Source organism: Bradyrhizobium sp. SZCCHNRI1029 (assembly GCF_032487555.1).
Lineage (GTDB): Bacteria > Pseudomonadota > Alphaproteobacteria > Rhizobiales > Xanthobacteraceae > Bradyrhizobium.
Window position 1 is genome coordinate 61661 of sequence record NZ_JAUEUK010000005.1, and the last position, 14896, is coordinate 76556.

Genomic DNA, 14896 nt, shown 5'->3' on the forward strand with positions numbered 1-14896 from the left:
TGCTCGTTTACCCCGTGTGTCGGATCGTTGCAGAGTGTTGCTAACGAGACGTAGGTCGAGGGGGTTAACGAACGGTGAACTGCGGCTACGAGCCGCCCGTTCCGCGCTGCGGCCCATCGTCTCAGCGTCTTCCTGTGGCGACGAATAGCCCTCGGATGAATGCGACGGCGCGAAGCCCCACCGGGCTGCACGGGCGTAAGCGAGCCGCTTGCCCAGACGCGCCGGATCGTCGACCATGACGCGGCGAACCACGACCTTTCAATGTGCGAGCTCACCATGACCGCAGCCTTCACGCGCGTCGGTGTCGGCCAGCTTCCGGACGCGGATGCGCGCCGCCTCGATGCGGACGGTTATCTGCTGCTGCGCGGCGCGATTCCGGCGGACTGGCTCCCGCCGCTGCGCGATGCGTTCGAGGCGGGCACGCTGCCATCCGAGCAATGGCCGGTGCCGCGCGGCCGCGACTGGCGCCACGCGATGGTCGATCTCGATGCCAGGGTGCAGCGCGCCTGCCGGCTGCCGGTGATGCTCGCGGCCGTGTCTCACATTCTCAAGGCGCCGTTCTTCCTCGGCCAAGTCGAGGGCCGCGAGCCGCTCGCCGATGGCGGCCAGCAGCCGTTGCATCGCGACGGCGTCGACCGGTTCCGTACCGACGCCGTCTCGGCGCTCGCCTTCCTCGATCCGTTCGGCCCCGACAACGGCGCGACGCAGGTGGCGCCGGGCACGCATCGCCGCGACACGGATGATGCGCAGGCCGCCCCGTTCGTCACGACAGGCGAAGCCGGCGACATCCTGCTGTTCGACGTCAACCTGCTGCACGGCGCGACCCGCAACCGCAGCGGCGCCCGCCGTCGCTCGCTGCTGATCACCTACGCCACCTCGGTGCAGCTGGACGCGTGGCGACGGACCCGCGCCTTGCGCGCGGTGCGCATGGACCAGGACGAAATCTTCGGCGCGGAGTAGCTGCGCCATCCGCCGAAGCTGCCAAGCTTCCAGCCCAAATCCCGCAGAGAGGACGCTCATGAGGCTGTACGATTCCGCGACGGCGCCAAGCCCGCGCCGCGTGCGCATCTTCCTCAGCGAGAAGGGCCTCACGATTCCCCACCGTTCAGCTCGACCTGCGCGCCGGCGAGCAGTTCCGGCCGGAATTTCGCGCGCTGAACCCGCAATGCACGGTGCCGGTCCTGCAGCTCGACAGCGGTGCTGCGATCACCGACATCATCGCGATCTGCCGCTACCTCGAGGAGCTGCATCCTGAGCCGGCCCTGATGGGGCGGAGTGCGGAGGAACGCGCGCTGATCGAATGCTGGGTGCGGCGGATCGAATGGGATGGCATCTACGCCATCCAGGAAGCGTTCCGGAACAGTGCGCCAGGGTTGGAGAGCCGCGCTCTGCCCGGCCCGTTGCCGCTCGAGCAGATTCCGGCGCTGGCGGAGCGCGGGCGTCTCCGCGCCACGCACTACTTCGCGTGGCTCGATGCGCGGCTGGCCGATCACGCCTTCGTCTGCGGACCCGACTTCACCATTGCCGACATCAGCGCCATGGTGACGGTGGATTTCGCGGTCCGCGCCAAGCTCGATCCGCCGGATCACCTCCACCATCTCGCGCGGTGGTATGGTGTAGTTTCGAGCCGTCCCAGTGCGAAGGCTTGATATGATGAGCCTCGGTCGTCACTCCGTCCTGCTCGACCTCGACGGCACTCTCATCGACTCCCAGCCCGGCATCGCCGCGAGCGCCCTAGCGGCGTTGCGCGCGCTCGGGCATGCACCGGACGAGACGCTCGATATCCGCCGTGTCATCGGGCCGCCGCTGCAGGACATGTTGCGGGCGCTGCTGCAGGCCTATGACGACGATCGGGTCGACGAAGCGGTGACCGCCTATCGCCAGCATTACGGCGAGAGCGGACTGTTCGGCAGCGCGCTCTATGCTGGCATCCGGGACGCGCTGCACGAGATGCATGGCGCGGGGGTGCGGCTCTATCTCGCGACATCCAAACGGGAGGTGTTTGCGCGCCGCATCCTCGAGCATCTCGATCTCGCGTCGCTGTTCGACGCCATCCACGGCTCGGTGCCGTCAGGCCTGCTGGACCACAAGCCGGAGCTGCTCGCGCATATTCTCACCGAGCGGAATATCGCACCCTCCGACGCGATCATGGTCGGTGACCGCCGCCACGACATTGCCGGCGCCCATGCCGTCAGGATGCGCAGCCTCGGCGTGCTCTGGGGCTATGGCAGCCGCGACGAGCTCGAGATGGCCGGCGCCGACCGCCTCGTGGAATGTCCGGCCGATCTCGCGCGCGCCGTGCTGTCGATGCTGAAGGTCTAGCTCGATCACAACCTCCTGTGTTCGCGACACCCCGATCGGTCCGCGCGTCAACCTTGCACCGGAACCGGAAAGCCGCGAATATTCGCGGCAGGTCAGTTGTCATCACGGGACTATCACACACATGCAGTTCGACGACGTCATCCTCGGCCGCCGCAGCATCCGCGGCTACAAGCCCGATCCGGTGCCGCGGGCGCTGATCGAGGAGATCATCGGGCTTGCGATGCGCGCGCCGTCGTCGATGAACAGCCAGCCCTGGAATTTCTACGTCATCACCGGCGAGCCGCTGAACCGCATCCGCGCCGGCAACACCGAGCGGATGGTCGCCGGCGTCCCGCAGTCGCGTGAATTCCGTATCGGCCAGCCCTTCGCGGGCGCGCATCGCGAGCGCCAGGTGCAGGTCGCCAAGCAGTTGTTCTCCGCCATGGGCATCGCGCGCGACGACAAGGACAAGCGACAGGACTGGGTGCTGCGCGGCTTCCGCCAGTTCGACGCACCGGTCTGCATCATCGTGACCTATGATCGTGCGCTCGACGGCAGCGACGACACGCCGTTCGACTGCGGCGCCGTCACCAATGCGCTGGTCAACGCCGCCTGGTCGCGCGGCCTCGGCGCCGTCATCAACAGCCAGGGCATCATGCAATCGCCCGTGGTCCGCGAGCACGCCGGCATCGCCGACGACCAGGTCATCATGAAGAGCATCGCGCTGGGCTGGCCGGATCACGATTTCCCCGCCAATGCCGTGGTGTCGGAGCGGAAGCCGGTGAAGGAAGCGACGGTGTTCGTGGGGTTCGAGGACTAGAGCGCGTACTCATAAAGCTCGATCAGGTCCACTTTGGAGGTAAGGCCAACCTGGCTGCTGCGCGACATCGAAGTGACGCGATAGTATTTCGAAGCTGAAGGGCCTCGTGGTATCAAGAGCTGGCCGACTTCGCAGCGGTCATTGCGTTGCCGGCCTACATGTTTTGCGCGTCTAGGATCGGACATCTGATGAAATTTCTGGCCCTGTTGCTGGCCCTTCTCGCAGCGCCAAATGGTGCTTGCGCAGAAGGAGCAGTCTTTAGGGTCGGTGTAACCGAGCGTGATTTTGTTCCTGCTGAGCCTTACAATTGGCGCGGCGCCCAGACACATGCGCTCCGCGCAACGATATGGTATCCGGCCGCAGCGGATGCGCCCGAGAGACCGCAGTGGATCGGGCCGCGCATCATCCCGTTCTTCAGCGCCGGCAGCGCCGCGCCCGATGCGGAGCCGGCATCGGGACCCCGGCGTGCGTTCGTCGTCCTGTCCCACGGTAACGGCGGCGCAGCGTTCCAAATCGCTTGGCTCGGCGCAGCACTGGCGGGGGCTGGCTTTATCGTCGTCGCAGTCAATCATCCCGGCAATAGCGCTCTCGAGGACTATACCGTCGAGGGTATGTCATTGTGGTGGCTGCGAGCTGTGGATGTTAGCGCCGTCATCGATGCGATGCTCGTCGACAAGACATTTGGCAGCCGAGTCGATCCCGCGCGCATCGGTGCCGCCGGTCATTCGCTCGGTGGCTACACTGTCCTCGCGGCCGCCGGTGGCATCAGCAATCCGGAACTGCTGCAGGTGTTTTGCCGCTCGCCTGCGGCCGACGCGTCATGCAAACCGCCGCCGCCCGCTGCCGTCATGCGCCGGGAGACCCTAGCACGTCTGAGCGTCGATCCCAATTTCCGGCAACGCTACAGCGAGGCCGGCAAGTCCTATCGGGACGAACGCATCCGCGCGGCCTTCGCCATGGCGCCCGGGCCAGGCCCGATCTTCGCACCGAACAGCCTTGAGAAAATCTCGATTCCCGTTGCGATTGTCGCCGGAAGCGCCGACGAAATTGTCCCGACACCCGCCGCTGCCGAGACATTCGCTAGGTTGATCCCGCATTCGACTCTGAAGATATTTCCGAAGGCCGGCCACTTCATATTTCTGGACACGTGCACTCTGGTCGGAAGCGCATTCTTTCGGAGCACGTGCCGCGATCCCGATGGCGCCGACCGTGAGGCAGTTCATGCCGAGACGATCAGACTTGCGGTCGATTTCTTCACCACGTATCTGCGCTGAGCGCTTTCATTGTTGGTCTTCTCGACTGCAATTTATCTGCTGGCTTGTGTTTAGTCCTAATAGCGATCCGTTGTCGTGCTAGGCTGTGGGCATTGTGTTTGGCGGGGTGCATGTGATTCGAACTCCCAAACTGGGGAGCGAATCATGCGCTACGAACTCGCCGACTATGAATGGGTTGCCATCAAGCCATGCTGCCCAACAAGCCGCGTGGCGTTCCTCGGGTGAACGACCGTCGGGTCCTTAATGGCATCTTCTGGGTCTTGCGATCTGGAGCGCCATGGCGCGACCTGCCAGACGCCTACGGCCCGTACACGACCTGCTACAATCGCTTTGTTCGTTGGCGACAAGTCGGTGTTTGGGCCAAGATTCTGAACGCACTGGCAGGCGCCCATGATGCCGCTGTCCAGATGATCGACACCTCCATCGTCCGCGTCCATCAGCATGGAGCTTGCATCACAAAGAACCAGCGTCAATCGATGGGACGGTCACGCGGCCGCCTGACGAGCAAAATTCACGCGGTTGTCGATAGCAATGATCTGCCGGTACGGCTTGCGTTGAGCCCCGGCGAAGCTCACGACGTTCGACTTGCCGGGAAACTGCTGTCTCGTCTGAAATCCGGATCAATGCTGCTTGCGGACCGTGGCTATGACGCCGACTGGATCAGGGAGCTTGCCATGAAGAAGGGCGCGTGGGCAAACAGCGCGAGGGCCAGCCGCCTTTCTGCAGGATCTCGATCGACAATGTCGCGCGCGATGTGGTGCCGCAGATCCGCGCTGCGCTTGGGGTGCGCGCCTATATCGATGTGCTCTACCGCGAATATCTCGGCAGCGACCTGACCGGCCCGGCCTATGGTCCCGTGCAGTTCGAGCTGCGCAACAATCAGATGACGGGGACCACCGTGACTGGCACGGTCATCGCGAAGAATCTGCAGAACAAGCGCTTTCCGCGCATCACCAAGAACTACGACTATCAGCAGTTTCCGAGCCTGTTGTCCTGATCATGAAAATGAGATGGCTCGATAGAAATAGCTCGCGATGTATCCATAAGCGACAGCGAGCAGGACGGCCTTCAGCAGGAACAGAATGTGCATGGGAAGATCGAGCAGCGGTGTGTGACGGAAATCCTCGTTCTCCTTGATGCCAACGATCTCCTGCTTCCGATAGTACAAGAACCAGATGATTGCTCCGAGGAAATACTGGAGGAGATCAGCCAGTAGACCGCACGCAATCAGAAGGAGCGGAATCAATAGCTCGCGCGGAATAGCGGATCGTCCTGTGACGTCCTTCTTGAACGTCCAAATGATAACAACGCCTGTCAGGCCCAGATGACGACAGATGTCGCTTACCTTGCCGGAGTACGTCGCGAACGCGTCTCGGCAGTCCTGAAGGTTCATCGTGTTTTCGAGTCACGGCTGAAGATCTTCAGGCGACCAAACCGCTCCCTTTGTTTTGCCTCTAAAGAACCGCGCCCGGCTGTCGGACCTCTGAAGAGGTCTTCCCACCATCGCCTCTTGCGGTGCACGGATTCCACCTTTGGCTTCTCCACGAATGCCGTCGGCGTGTCGGGCTTATGGTTATCGACCATGTCGCAACCTCCAATTGCAGGGCGCAATATGACAGCGTGGCCGAGAGAATTCAACTGACATGGGACGCGGCGACCGAGCGGCCTTTCTCAGCCTCCTGATCGGCGAGCCCTGGGCCTGGGCCCAGCACAATTGCTGGCAGTTTGCGGCGGCGGTGCAGCGCGAGCTGTTCGGCCGCGAGCCGCCGCATGTCGGCGTGCCCACCGGCTTTTCGCGGCGCTGGGTGATCGAGGAGTTCGCCGGCCATGCCGCTCGCGCGGCCGCGCCCGACTGCGCGTCGCAAGCGTGCGCCGAAATCGCCGCCAAGGATGACCAGGACTGCCGGAGCTACGGCGCGCAGCCGGGCACGGACGCCTATGTTCAATGCCGGGCGACGCGCGCATCTGCTCACGAGACGGCCGACGCCGTCCAGGCTGCGGCGCCTCCGCCATCCAGCCCGCCGCCGATCCCGGAAGCCTCGTATCCTTCGCGCCCGCCGGTGCACTGCGTCACGACGGGGCGCTTCACGAACTGCATGTGAAGATGTCGCGCAAGTCTGACCTCAGGCGAGGATCTCTTTGCCCGCCTCGGTCAGCTTCACATAGGTGCCGCTCTCGTGCAGCCAGAGCCAGCCCCGAGGGACCGCCAGGTCGAGGCCGGCCTTGTACTCCGCCGGCGTGGCTTTCAGGTCGGCCAGCATCGGCCAGTTGATCTTCTCGATGTGGACGCGGCCGTCTGAGCCGGCTCGATGCCGGCTGAAATCCTAACCAGCTCGCGCGCGGCGGTCTCCGGGGCGGCATAGGGGCGGGGAGAGGCGAATTTCATCAGCGTCGCGTTCGTAGTTTTTCGACCGCAATGTGGCGTTCCGGTCCGGGACGTGTTCCGGGACTTTTCATCGACATCGGTCCCGGAATGTCCACTTTGATCCTCATTTGTTTCGCGAGAGTTCGATGAGACCCAGACGCGATGGTGCTCGCAAACATCTATTTTTCCAGGTTTTCAACGATGACGACTGGCGATCCCAGCAAGGCTCTCCGGAGGATCCGGATCAAAGGTGTTAGCGCCGAGTGGGTCACAACCCGTATCCATGCGATTCCCGAGAGTTATTAGGGCTTGTGACCCACTACAACCGACGGGCGGAGGCCAACTTGCTCACCTCGAGAGGAATGTCAGTTTTAAAGTCGGCGGACGCAGACGTTGGAGCGAGCACTGATCAATTGCCATGGACGAGGGGGGCAGAGTAAATCTCGTGTCCATGCCGTTCGCAATCACACTTCCGTTCGACCACATCAGCGCTAGCAAGATCCAAGCCATGTGGCGTCATCTCGCCGCCGACGGAATCGACGCCGATCGGCATCAGCTTGGCTACGCTCCACACGTCACCGTTGCCATCTATCCGGACGAAACACCTCTTAACAGGCTGCGCAGCGCTATTGAAGATACGTGCCGAAACTGGGAGCCGCTCCCTGTTCGCCTGAGCGGATTGGGTGTGTTTCCCGGAGACGGCGCCGTTCTATGGGCAGTACCAGTAGTGACGGCCGGTTTGCTTGCTCGTCATGACGCTATCCACTCCGCACTGGGCGATCTTAATGTGCACGAGCACTATCGACCAGGAGCGTGGGTGCCACACGTGACGTTATCGGGTGCCTTGCATGACCCGGGGGCGGCTCTCAAGGCCCTCCTGTCCGGTTGGGAACCGATCACCGGTTTTCTTGATCGTGTCGAATTGGTCAGCTTCCGTCCAGTTGAAGTGCTGCTGAGTTCGGCGTGCCGTGGCAGCGATTAATTTGTTCAGGCCATTTTAGGTCACTTTCTTCTCGGCCGCAGGTCGCTCACTCGTTGGGCCATCGCAGAAGGTCTCGAACGCAAATATCGGGTTTCGGTTGCAACCGAAGGTCGGTCGCTGGCTCAGTAAGTTGGTCGGTACGTAAAGGAGGCGTAGTTGCCTTGCAAAATCGATCTAATATTCCCTGGCGTTGCTGGAAAAGTTCGTCGAATTACGACCGCATCCGTTCTGGTCGCTGCCGGGGCGGTACCCTATCTCTCCCTTGCCAACGATGGCCAGCTAGCTCCACTGCCAATAGTTTGCGAGGCCGATCAAAGCGCCCTAGCGGAAGATCCCTCTTGCTTGAAACGCTTTCAGGGGATTGCCTCGCGAAAGGGCGATCTGCTGCTGCTGCTAGAGAATAGGCAAATTAAGACCTACAGGAGTGATCGAGAGGCATGTCGGCGAGATCCAAACGGCGAGAGGTGCGTCGTCTTCCGGCTAGACGCACTATATCCTTCGCAGAACTCGCTCCTGATTGAGGCAATTCTGGGCGACTGCGGGGCACTATGAGTTCATTAGCCGCAAGACCGGCAGTATCGTCCAAATGTCCAATGCCACGAGGCCGGTACAGTCACCGAACGGCCGGTATCTGGTATCCATTGATCGGAGCGACGAATGCAGTCGTCCCTACGACGTCTCGATTTGGTCAACCGATTCCGATCCGCCGACACAACAGCTTAAATACACAGCTAAGCGGTACGAAAATTGGAACATCTTCACATGGGTCGGAGATGAACTAATCAACTTCAAAGTCATCGTTAGTGATCACGACGGATCCTTCGAGCAAGAAGCCCAAGCGACTCGGTCTGCAGAAGGCTGGAAGCTGGTATGGGGAAAGCGAACTCAGACTTCCGGCATGGCGCAGACGGTCTCCTCGAACGCCAGGGCGTGCTCGTTGGCGTGTCCTTCGATCTTGATCGCCAGGAACGCCGAAAAGCCGAGACCGACGCCATCGCGATTCAGGACGGCGCGATAGCCTTGGATGATGCCCTCCTGCTCCAGCCGCTTGACACGCCGAAGGCAGGGCGAGGGTGACAGACCGACCCGATCGGCAAGCTCGACATTGCTGAGCCGCGCATCGGCCTGCAATTCCCCGATGATGCGCTGGTCGATCGCATCGAGCTTGGCTTTTGGCATATTTCTGACAATCCGGGCGCGCCGGGAGGACGGTTTATTGCGCGGCAGGCCGTTATGGTAGCACAGTTCGCAAGGACATGCCCGCCGGTCCGGAGCGAAGATGAGGTGAGATCAACCCGCCCGGAGATCCCTCGACATGACCGATACTGCTACCCATCAAGGACTGTTCGCCGCCGTCGAGCGATACTTCGACCTGATGTTCGATTCCGACGTCGACCGGTTTGACCGCGTGTTTGCGCCGACCGCGCAACTGCATGGTCTGCGTGACCAGGCTCTGCGCGTTCTGACCGCGACCGACTATCGTCAGCTGCTGGCGACCACTCCCTCTCCGCAGTCGAAGGGAGCGCTCCGCCAACAGGAGATTCTGCTGATCGACTTCGCGTCGCTCTCGCAGGCGGTCGTGAAGGTGCGCGTCAGGATCGATCCGATCCTCTATCTCGACTATCTCTGCCTTCACCTGATCGATGGCGAGTGGCTGGTCACGGCCAAGTCGTTTCATGTCGAGCGGCGCTTTACGGACGGAGAGTGATCTCGGTCTGGTGCCGCGCCGCATATCCGCTGCCTGCAGATAGCCCGTCGGGCTAATCTGTCGCATGAGATTTTGATTGCTATTTTTCCGAAGTCGTGCTCTTATCCGTGCATCCCGTCCTCATGCAGAGGGGCGTACGCGTCGTCACGATACGTAGAGGCGGGGAGCGGTGGCCGCGTGCCTGTCAGGCGCTCTTGCGCTGACGAACGGCAGCGCGCGGACGGTCAAGCCGTGTGGTCCTGGCGCCCCGATGCTGGCGCCAAGCTCGCGATGACGTTCGTGCGTCGTGGCGGGCGACGGGGGCAAACAAGCCGGTCCCCGGGGAGAGTACGGAGCAGCCGTTAAACCCATCGCGCAGGGAGGGCCGGGATGTCTCGGCTGAACCTGTGGTGACCGCCGCGTGCATTTTTTTTCGCACGCGGGCCATGGGGGCGGCCAGCTCCCGGCCTTCCCTGCGCCCTCGCATTTTAAGAGGGCGAGATCGATCAGCATAGCTCGGGCAAGCATGGCCGCGAGATCGACGCAGCGCGTCTCGTTAGCAACTCTCCGATGATCAACGATGCCTTGGCTGATGTGAGCACGCGCCTCGCAGAACGATCAGTTCTCACCTCGCCCCGCTTGCGGGGAGAGGTCGGATTGCATCGAAGATGCAATCCGGGTGACGGGGGCTCTCCGCGAGTCTGGTGTGCATGGAGAGTCCCCTTCACCCCAGCCCTCTCCCCGCAAGCGGGGCGGGGGAGCGCACCGCCGATACGGTACCAGTTCGACTCCCACTCCGAAGAAAATACTGCCTTCGGATCCGTCATCGCGGCGAGAGACGTGCAGTGCTCAGATCTTCAGCTCGCTGCCCGTCACCCGCCGGAACGCCTCCAGATAGCGCTGGCTGGTCGCATCCACCACGCTCTGCGGCAAGGGCGGCGGGGGGGCGTCGCCGTTCCAGCGGCCGGCACGGCGCTCGGCATCGAGATAGTCGCGCAGCGGCTGCTTATCGAAGCTCGGCTGCGGCTGGCCCGGCTGATAGGCATCGACCGCCCAGAAGCGCGACGAGTCGGGCGTCATCACCTCGTCGATCAGGATGATGTGACCGTCCTTGTCGCGGCCGAACTCGAACTTGGTGTCGGCGATGATGATGCCCTGCTCGCGCGCCAGCTTTTCACCCAGCGTGTAGACCGCGCGCGTCATGCTCTCCAGCGTATACGCGGTGTCGTCGCCGACCACCTCGCGCATTCGCGCAATGGTGATGTTCTCGTCATGGCCGGTCTCGGCCTTGGTCGCGGGGCTGAAGATCGCGGGGTCGAGCTTCTGGCTCTCGACGAGGCCGGCGGGAAGCTGCTCGCCGGCCAGCGTGCCATGGGCCGCATATTCCTTCCAGGCCGAGCCGGAGAGATAGCCGCGGATCACGCATTCGATCGGGAACACGGTGGTGCGCTTGCACAGCATCGCGCGCCCGAGAATCTCGTCGCGATGCGGCGCCAGCGCTGGCACCTCCGCGATGATCGTGTCGGTGTCGGCCGAGATCATGTGGTGATGCACCACGCCTTCGAGCGCGTTGAACCAGTAGGCCGAGATCTGCGTCAGCACCGCGCCCTTCATCGGGATGGTTTCGTTCATCACGACGTCGAAGGCCGAGATCCGGTCGGTGGTCAGCAGCAGCACGCGGTCGTCGCCGACGGCATAGATGTCGCGGACCTTGCCGCGGCCGATCTTCGGGAGCGGCAGATTGCTGGCGAGAAGCGTGGTCATCGTGCAGAGCCTTCGAAACGGGAGCGTTGCGACCGCAATAGCCTATTCCGGCAGCGGAATGAACTCGTGCTCCTGCGGAACGGCGGCGAAGCGGCCGGTTTTCCAGTCCTGCTTGGCCTGCTCGATGCGCTCCTTGCTGGAGGAGACGAAATTCCACCACACGTGCCGCGGCCCTTCCAGGGCGTCGCCGCCAAGGAACATCATCCGGGTCGGCTTCACCGTGCGCACGCTGATGGCGTCGCCCGGGCGGAAGATCAGGAGCCGCGGGCCCTCGTGGCGCTCGCGCGCGATCTCGACCTCGCCATCGACGATATAGATGGCGCGCTCCTCGTGATCGGGATCGAGCGGCACCACCGTGCCGGCCTGCGCCGTGACCTCGACATAGAACCAGGGCGAGACCATCGTCACCGGCGAGGTCGCGCCGAAAGCCTTGCCGGCAATGACGCGCGCGGAGAAGCCGGTGTCGCTGACCGTCGGCAGCGCGTCCGCCGCGTAGTGCTGGAAGCTCGGCGCGATCTCTTCCGATTCGACCGGCAGCGCGATCCAGCTCTGCAGGCCCAGCATCCTCTGCCCGTTCTGCCGCTGCAGGTCGGGCGTGCGCTCGGAATGGGCGATGCCGCGGCCCGCCGTCATCAGGTTCATCGCGCCGGGCTGGATCTCCCGCACGTTGCCCTCGCTGTCGCGATGCATGATGGCGCCGTCGAACAGATAGGTGACGGTGGCAAGCCCGATATGCGGATGCGGCCGCACGTCCATGCCCTTGCCGGACATGAACTGCACCGGGCCGAAATGATCGAAGAAGATGAACGGGCCGACCATCTGGCGTCGGCCGTGCGGCAGCGCGCGGCGCACCGCAAAACCGTCGCCGAGATCGCGGGTGCGCGGCACGATGACGTGCTCCAGCGCATCGCACGAGGTGGGATCGCCGAACTCGGGATCGATCGATGGCTGCCAGCTCATGGGGCGCTCCTGCAATGTGGTCGCGCGAGCTTAGCAGCTTCACGAAGGCGAGGGCAGGGCACGAGGTCGCGGCATCCGCGATTTGAACGAAGCGAAGCTCCGGCCTAGAGTTCCGGCGCTGACAACGGACCCGTGACGATGACGCTCGAAAGCCTCGATCTCGCGCTTCGCGCCGCCGCCATCGCGCTGCTGGCCGTGCTCGCCGTCGCGCTGGGACGCGATCTCGGCAGGCAATGGCGCGGCCGGCTCGCGATCGCGCTGGCGCTGGGCTCGGCCGCGCATGCCGCGACCTTCAACATCGGCGGCACGGCCGCGCCATCGCTCGCTTCCGCGCCGCTGATTGCGGTGGCGACCGCCGATATCGTCGTGCTCTGGCTGTTCTGCCGCGCGCTGTTCGACGACGGCTTTGCGTTGCGTTGGCTGCACGGCCTGATCTGGCTCGCGGTGTTCGGCTTCAGCCTGCTGAGCTGTCTCGTGCTGGGGCCTGCCGGACATGGACGGCTCGTGATCGTCGCCAATAATGTGCTGGCTCTCGGCTTCCTCGGCCTGACCTTGGCGCAGACCATCCGTTCCTGGGCGGCGGATCTCGTCGAGGGACGGCGGCGCATCCGCGCCTTCGTCGTGATCGCGGCGCTGTCCTACGGTGGCGTCAATGCGCTGCTGCAGATGGCGTCCGCCGGCAGCGGCCCGTCCGAGCTTGCCAATGTGGTCAATGCGGCGATGTTCTTGGTCGTGGTCGGCGCCGTTGCGCTGATGCTGCTCAAGGTCGGTGCCGGCGATGTGCTCGCGCCGGAGGCGCCACCGGCCGCGGCGCTCGAAGCGATGGCTCCGAAAGCCGCCGACCGCAGGTTGGTGGACGCGCTGATGCGGCTGATGGCGGACGAGCGGATCTATCGTCAGGAGAACGTCACGATCGGCATGCTGGCGACGAAGCTCTCCATTCCTGAATACCGGCTGCGGCGGCTGATCAATGGCGAGCTCGGCTACCGCAACTTCAACACCTTCCTCAACACCCACCGCATCGAGGAGGCCAAGGCCGCGCTCGCCGATCCTGCCCAGGCCGAGGTGCCCGTGATCACCATCGCGATGGACGCTGGGTTCCAGTCGCTTGGGCCCTTCAACCGCGCCTTCAAGGCGGTGACCGGGGTGACGCCGACCGAATACCGGCGCATGAGGCTGTCGGCGGCGTGATCTGTTCAGCCTTGAAACTGCAAAGGAATTCCAGAATCGGCGAGATCCCGACGATTCTCGGCTGGGATGATTTCCGAAATCGGCGAGCGTCCGGGCCGCGGCCGCAGTCTGGTCCGGCAGATCCAACTGCCGGAGCTCCTCATGACCAAACGTCGCCTGCTGCTTGCTCTCGTTGCCACCACCGCGCTGACCGCCCTGGCGGTCGGCGGCGCCCGCGCCCGCGATGTGCCGAAGGTGGCAACCGGTTTCATCGCCAGCCTCCTGTGCTCGGAGACCTTCGTCTCCGGTCTCGACCCGGACCGCACGCTCTCCGAGACCCGGGCCGCGATGCCCGGCGCCGGCCTGCTGAGCTGGGCGATGGACGTCCGCGTCGATCGCGCCGCCAAGGACGTCACCGTGACGCTGCTCGGGATCGGGCAGAGCCGGGCCGTGTATCGCGACGGGCTCGGCTGCCACATGGACCATGGCGAAGCGGCGGATTGGCCGGCCATCCGGCCCGCTGCGCCAACCCCCGCTTTGCTGCCCGACGTCGCTCCGCCACGCGTCGTCGCGCCGGTCACTCCGGCCCTCGCGGCAGCGCTGGATCGCGCCTTTGCCGAGCCGGACTCGCCGCCGTTCCGGCATACCCATGCTGTCCTGGTGATGAAGGACGGCAAGGTGATCGCCGAGCGCTACGCCCAGGGCTTCACGCTCGACACGCCGCTGCTCGGCTTCTCTGCGACCAAGTCGATGACCGCGACCTTGATCGGCATTCTCGTCCGCCAGGGCAAGCTCGCGCTGCATACGCCCGCGCCCATCGCGGCGTGGCGGGACGACAAAGATCCGCGCCACGCCATCACCGTCGATCACCTCTTGCGCCACACCGCAGGCCTCGCGCTCGGCAGCTCGCTGCAGGCCTCGCTGTTCTCTGTGCTCGAGCCTGTCAACCGCATGAAATTCGTCGAAACGGACCGCGCCGCCTTCGCCGAAACCATGCCGCTCGAAACCACGCCGGGCGCGGTCAGCAATTATCACGACGGCAACACCGTCATCCTCTCTCATCTCATCCGCGACGCCGTCGGCGGCAGCGCTGCGGATGTGCTGCGCTTTGCGCATCGCGAGCTGTTCGATCCGCTCGGCATGACCAGCGTCACCCTCGAATTCGATGCCGCCGGCACACCGGAGGGATCGAGCCAGATGCTGGCCTCGGCGCGCGACTGGGCGCGGCTCGGCCAGCTCTATCTCGACGACGGCGTCGTCGCCGGCCGGCGCATCCTGCCCGCGGGCTGGGTCGCGTATGCCAGCGCGCCGACGCCCGGCGCGTTCGTCGGCCTCGGCGCTGGCTTCTGGACCAACAGTGGCGACAGCTTTGGCGCCAACTACCGCACCTCCCATGGCTGGCCGCGCGACGCGTTCTTCGCCAAGGGCACGCTCGGCCAATATGTCATCGTCGTCCCGTCGGAGCGTCTCGTCATCACGCGTTTCGGCCGCACCGTGAATTGGCCGCCGGAGGCCGATGGCGTGGCGCAGCTCGTGAGCGACGTGATCGCGGCGACGCAGGGAGAATGACGCA

At 64.1% G+C, this 14896-nt stretch carries 16 protein-coding genes and 1 pseudogene; 12 read left to right on the forward strand and 5 right to left on the reverse strand.

Annotated features, from left to right (window positions below):
- Positions 1-276: 276 nt before the first annotated feature.
- From QW861_RS15390 to QW861_RS15420, 7 genes and pseudogenes are all read left to right on the forward strand, one after another.
- Complete coding sequence (locus QW861_RS15390) at positions 277-960, forward strand: phytanoyl-CoA dioxygenase family protein (RefSeq protein ID WP_315751796.1); 684 nt, start codon at positions 277-279, stop codon at positions 958-960.
- 194 nt (positions 961-1154) lie between these two features.
- A complete protein-coding gene (locus QW861_RS15395; RefSeq protein WP_316193328.1) occupies positions 1155-1649 on the forward strand; it encodes a glutathione binding-like protein in 495 nt (164 codons plus the stop codon).
- 4 nt (positions 1650-1653) lie between these two features.
- Positions 1654-2322: an HAD hydrolase-like protein gene (locus QW861_RS15400; protein ID WP_315751951.1), complete on the forward strand. Its 669-nt coding sequence runs from the start codon at positions 1654-1656 to the stop codon at positions 2320-2322.
- A 121-nt stretch (positions 2323-2443) separates the two neighbouring features.
- Positions 2444-3121 carry a nitroreductase gene (locus tag QW861_RS15405; protein WP_315751798.1) on the forward strand — a complete coding sequence of 226 codons (678 nt, stop codon included), beginning with the start codon at positions 2444-2446 and terminating at the stop codon, positions 3119-3121.
- Positions 3122-3309: 188 nt separating this feature from the next.
- A complete protein-coding gene (locus QW861_RS15410) occupies positions 3310-4395 on the forward strand; it encodes an alpha/beta hydrolase family protein (protein WP_315751799.1) in 1086 nt (361 codons plus the stop codon).
- A 144-nt stretch (positions 4396-4539) separates the two neighbouring features.
- Positions 4540-5093 (forward strand): annotated as a pseudogene (locus QW861_RS15415) (IS5 family transposase); the annotation flags it as partial.
- Complete coding sequence (locus QW861_RS15420) at positions 5084-5392, forward strand: DUF1833 family protein (RefSeq protein ID WP_315751800.1); 309 nt, start codon at positions 5084-5086, stop codon at positions 5390-5392. The pseudogene QW861_RS15415 and the gene QW861_RS15420, both read left to right, overlap by 10 nt.
- Here the strand turns inward: QW861_RS15420 and QW861_RS15425 are convergent, their stop codons facing one another.
- Positions 5393-5788 carry a hypothetical protein gene (locus QW861_RS15425; RefSeq protein WP_315715002.1) on the reverse strand — a complete coding sequence of 132 codons (396 nt, stop codon included), beginning with the start codon at positions 5786-5788 and terminating at the stop codon, positions 5393-5395.
- A gap of 250 nt (positions 5789-6038) precedes the next feature.
- Here QW861_RS15425 and QW861_RS15430 point away from each other — a divergent pair, with 250 nt between their 5' ends.
- Entirely contained in the window at positions 6039-6497 is a 459-nt protein-coding gene (locus QW861_RS15430; RefSeq protein ID WP_315751801.1) for a hypothetical protein, read from the forward strand.
- Positions 6498-6518: 21 nt separating this feature from the next.
- Here QW861_RS15430 and QW861_RS15435 read toward each other — a convergent pair whose 3' ends face one another.
- A complete protein-coding gene (locus QW861_RS15435; RefSeq protein ID WP_315751802.1) occupies positions 6519-6656 on the reverse strand; it encodes a hypothetical protein in 138 nt (45 codons plus the stop codon).
- 555 nt (positions 6657-7211) lie between these two features.
- Between QW861_RS15435 and QW861_RS15440 the strand changes: the two genes are divergently transcribed.
- Complete coding sequence (locus tag QW861_RS15440; RefSeq protein ID WP_315751952.1) at positions 7212-7742, forward strand: 2'-5' RNA ligase family protein; 531 nt, start codon at positions 7212-7214, stop codon at positions 7740-7742.
- 885 nt (positions 7743-8627) lie between these two features.
- Here QW861_RS15440 and QW861_RS15445 read toward each other — a convergent pair.
- Positions 8628-8921, reverse strand: coding sequence for an Lrp/AsnC family transcriptional regulator (locus QW861_RS15445; RefSeq protein ID WP_316193237.1), 294 nt, complete (start codon positions 8919-8921; stop codon positions 8628-8630).
- Between the two features lie 136 nt (positions 8922-9057).
- On the opposite strand from QW861_RS15445, the gene QW861_RS15450 reads away from it, so the two are divergent.
- A complete protein-coding gene (locus tag QW861_RS15450; RefSeq protein WP_315751804.1) occupies positions 9058-9450 on the forward strand; it encodes a nuclear transport factor 2 family protein in 393 nt (130 codons plus the stop codon).
- Positions 9451-10278: 828 nt separating this feature from the next.
- Here QW861_RS15450 and QW861_RS15455 read toward each other — a convergent pair.
- Positions 10279-11193 (reverse strand): phosphoribosylaminoimidazolesuccinocarboxamide synthase, encoded by a 915-nt coding sequence (locus QW861_RS15455; protein ID WP_315715007.1) that lies wholly within the window; start codon positions 11191-11193, stop codon positions 10279-10281.
- 42 nt (positions 11194-11235) lie between these two features.
- The gene (locus QW861_RS15460; RefSeq protein ID WP_315751805.1) at positions 11236-12153 is read right to left on the reverse strand and encodes a pirin family protein; all 918 of its coding nucleotides are present in this window, start codon (positions 12151-12153) and stop codon (positions 11236-11238) included.
- A gap of 138 nt (positions 12154-12291) precedes the next feature.
- Here QW861_RS15460 and QW861_RS15465 point away from each other — a divergent pair, with 138 nt between their 5' ends.
- Entirely contained in the window at positions 12292-13344 is a 1053-nt protein-coding gene (locus QW861_RS15465; RefSeq protein ID WP_315751806.1) for a helix-turn-helix domain-containing protein, read from the forward strand.
- A gap of 141 nt (positions 13345-13485) precedes the next feature.
- Positions 13486-14892, forward strand: a complete 1407-nt coding sequence (locus QW861_RS15470; protein WP_315751807.1) for a serine hydrolase — start codon at positions 13486-13488, stop codon at positions 14890-14892.
- Positions 14893-14896 lie beyond the last annotated feature (4 nt).

Excerpts from the sequence above, each read along its gene's own strand:
- QW861_RS15405 (WP_315751798.1), top strand. The coding sequence starts at position 2,444 with ATGCAGTTCGACGACGTCATCCTCGGCCGCCGCAGCATCCGCGGCTAC.
- QW861_RS15435 (WP_315751802.1), bottom strand. The coding sequence starts at position 6,656 with ATGCTGGCCGACCTGAAAGCCACGCCGGCGGAGTACAAGGCCGGCCTC.
- QW861_RS15440 (WP_315751952.1), top strand. The coding sequence starts at position 7,212 with ATGCCGTTCGCAATCACACTTCCGTTCGACCACATCAGCGCTAGCAAG.
- QW861_RS15450 (WP_315751804.1), top strand. The coding sequence starts at position 9,058 with ATGACCGATACTGCTACCCATCAAGGACTGTTCGCCGCCGTCGAGCGA.
- QW861_RS15400 (WP_315751951.1), top strand. The coding sequence starts at position 1,654 with ATGAGCCTCGGTCGTCACTCCGTCCTGCTCGACCTCGACGGCACTCTC.
- QW861_RS15470 (WP_315751807.1), top strand. The coding sequence starts at position 13,486 with ATGACCAAACGTCGCCTGCTGCTTGCTCTCGTTGCCACCACCGCGCTG.
- QW861_RS15425 (WP_315715002.1), bottom strand. The coding sequence starts at position 5,788 with ATGAACCTTCAGGACTGCCGAGACGCGTTCGCGACGTACTCCGGCAAG.
- QW861_RS15460 (WP_315751805.1), bottom strand. The coding sequence starts at position 12,153 with ATGAGCTGGCAGCCATCGATCGATCCCGAGTTCGGCGATCCCACCTCG.
- QW861_RS15390 (WP_315751796.1), top strand. The coding sequence starts at position 277 with ATGACCGCAGCCTTCACGCGCGTCGGTGTCGGCCAGCTTCCGGACGCG.
- QW861_RS15430 (WP_315751801.1), top strand. The coding sequence starts at position 6,039 with ATGGGACGCGGCGACCGAGCGGCCTTTCTCAGCCTCCTGATCGGCGAG.
- QW861_RS15465 (WP_315751806.1), top strand. The coding sequence starts at position 12,292 with ATGACGCTCGAAAGCCTCGATCTCGCGCTTCGCGCCGCCGCCATCGCG.
- QW861_RS15445 (WP_316193237.1), bottom strand. The coding sequence starts at position 8,921 with ATGCCAAAAGCCAAGCTCGATGCGATCGACCAGCGCATCATCGGGGAA.
- QW861_RS15410 (WP_315751799.1), top strand. The coding sequence starts at position 3,310 with ATGAAATTTCTGGCCCTGTTGCTGGCCCTTCTCGCAGCGCCAAATGGT.
- QW861_RS15455 (WP_315715007.1), bottom strand. The coding sequence starts at position 11,193 with ATGACCACGCTTCTCGCCAGCAATCTGCCGCTCCCGAAGATCGGCCGC.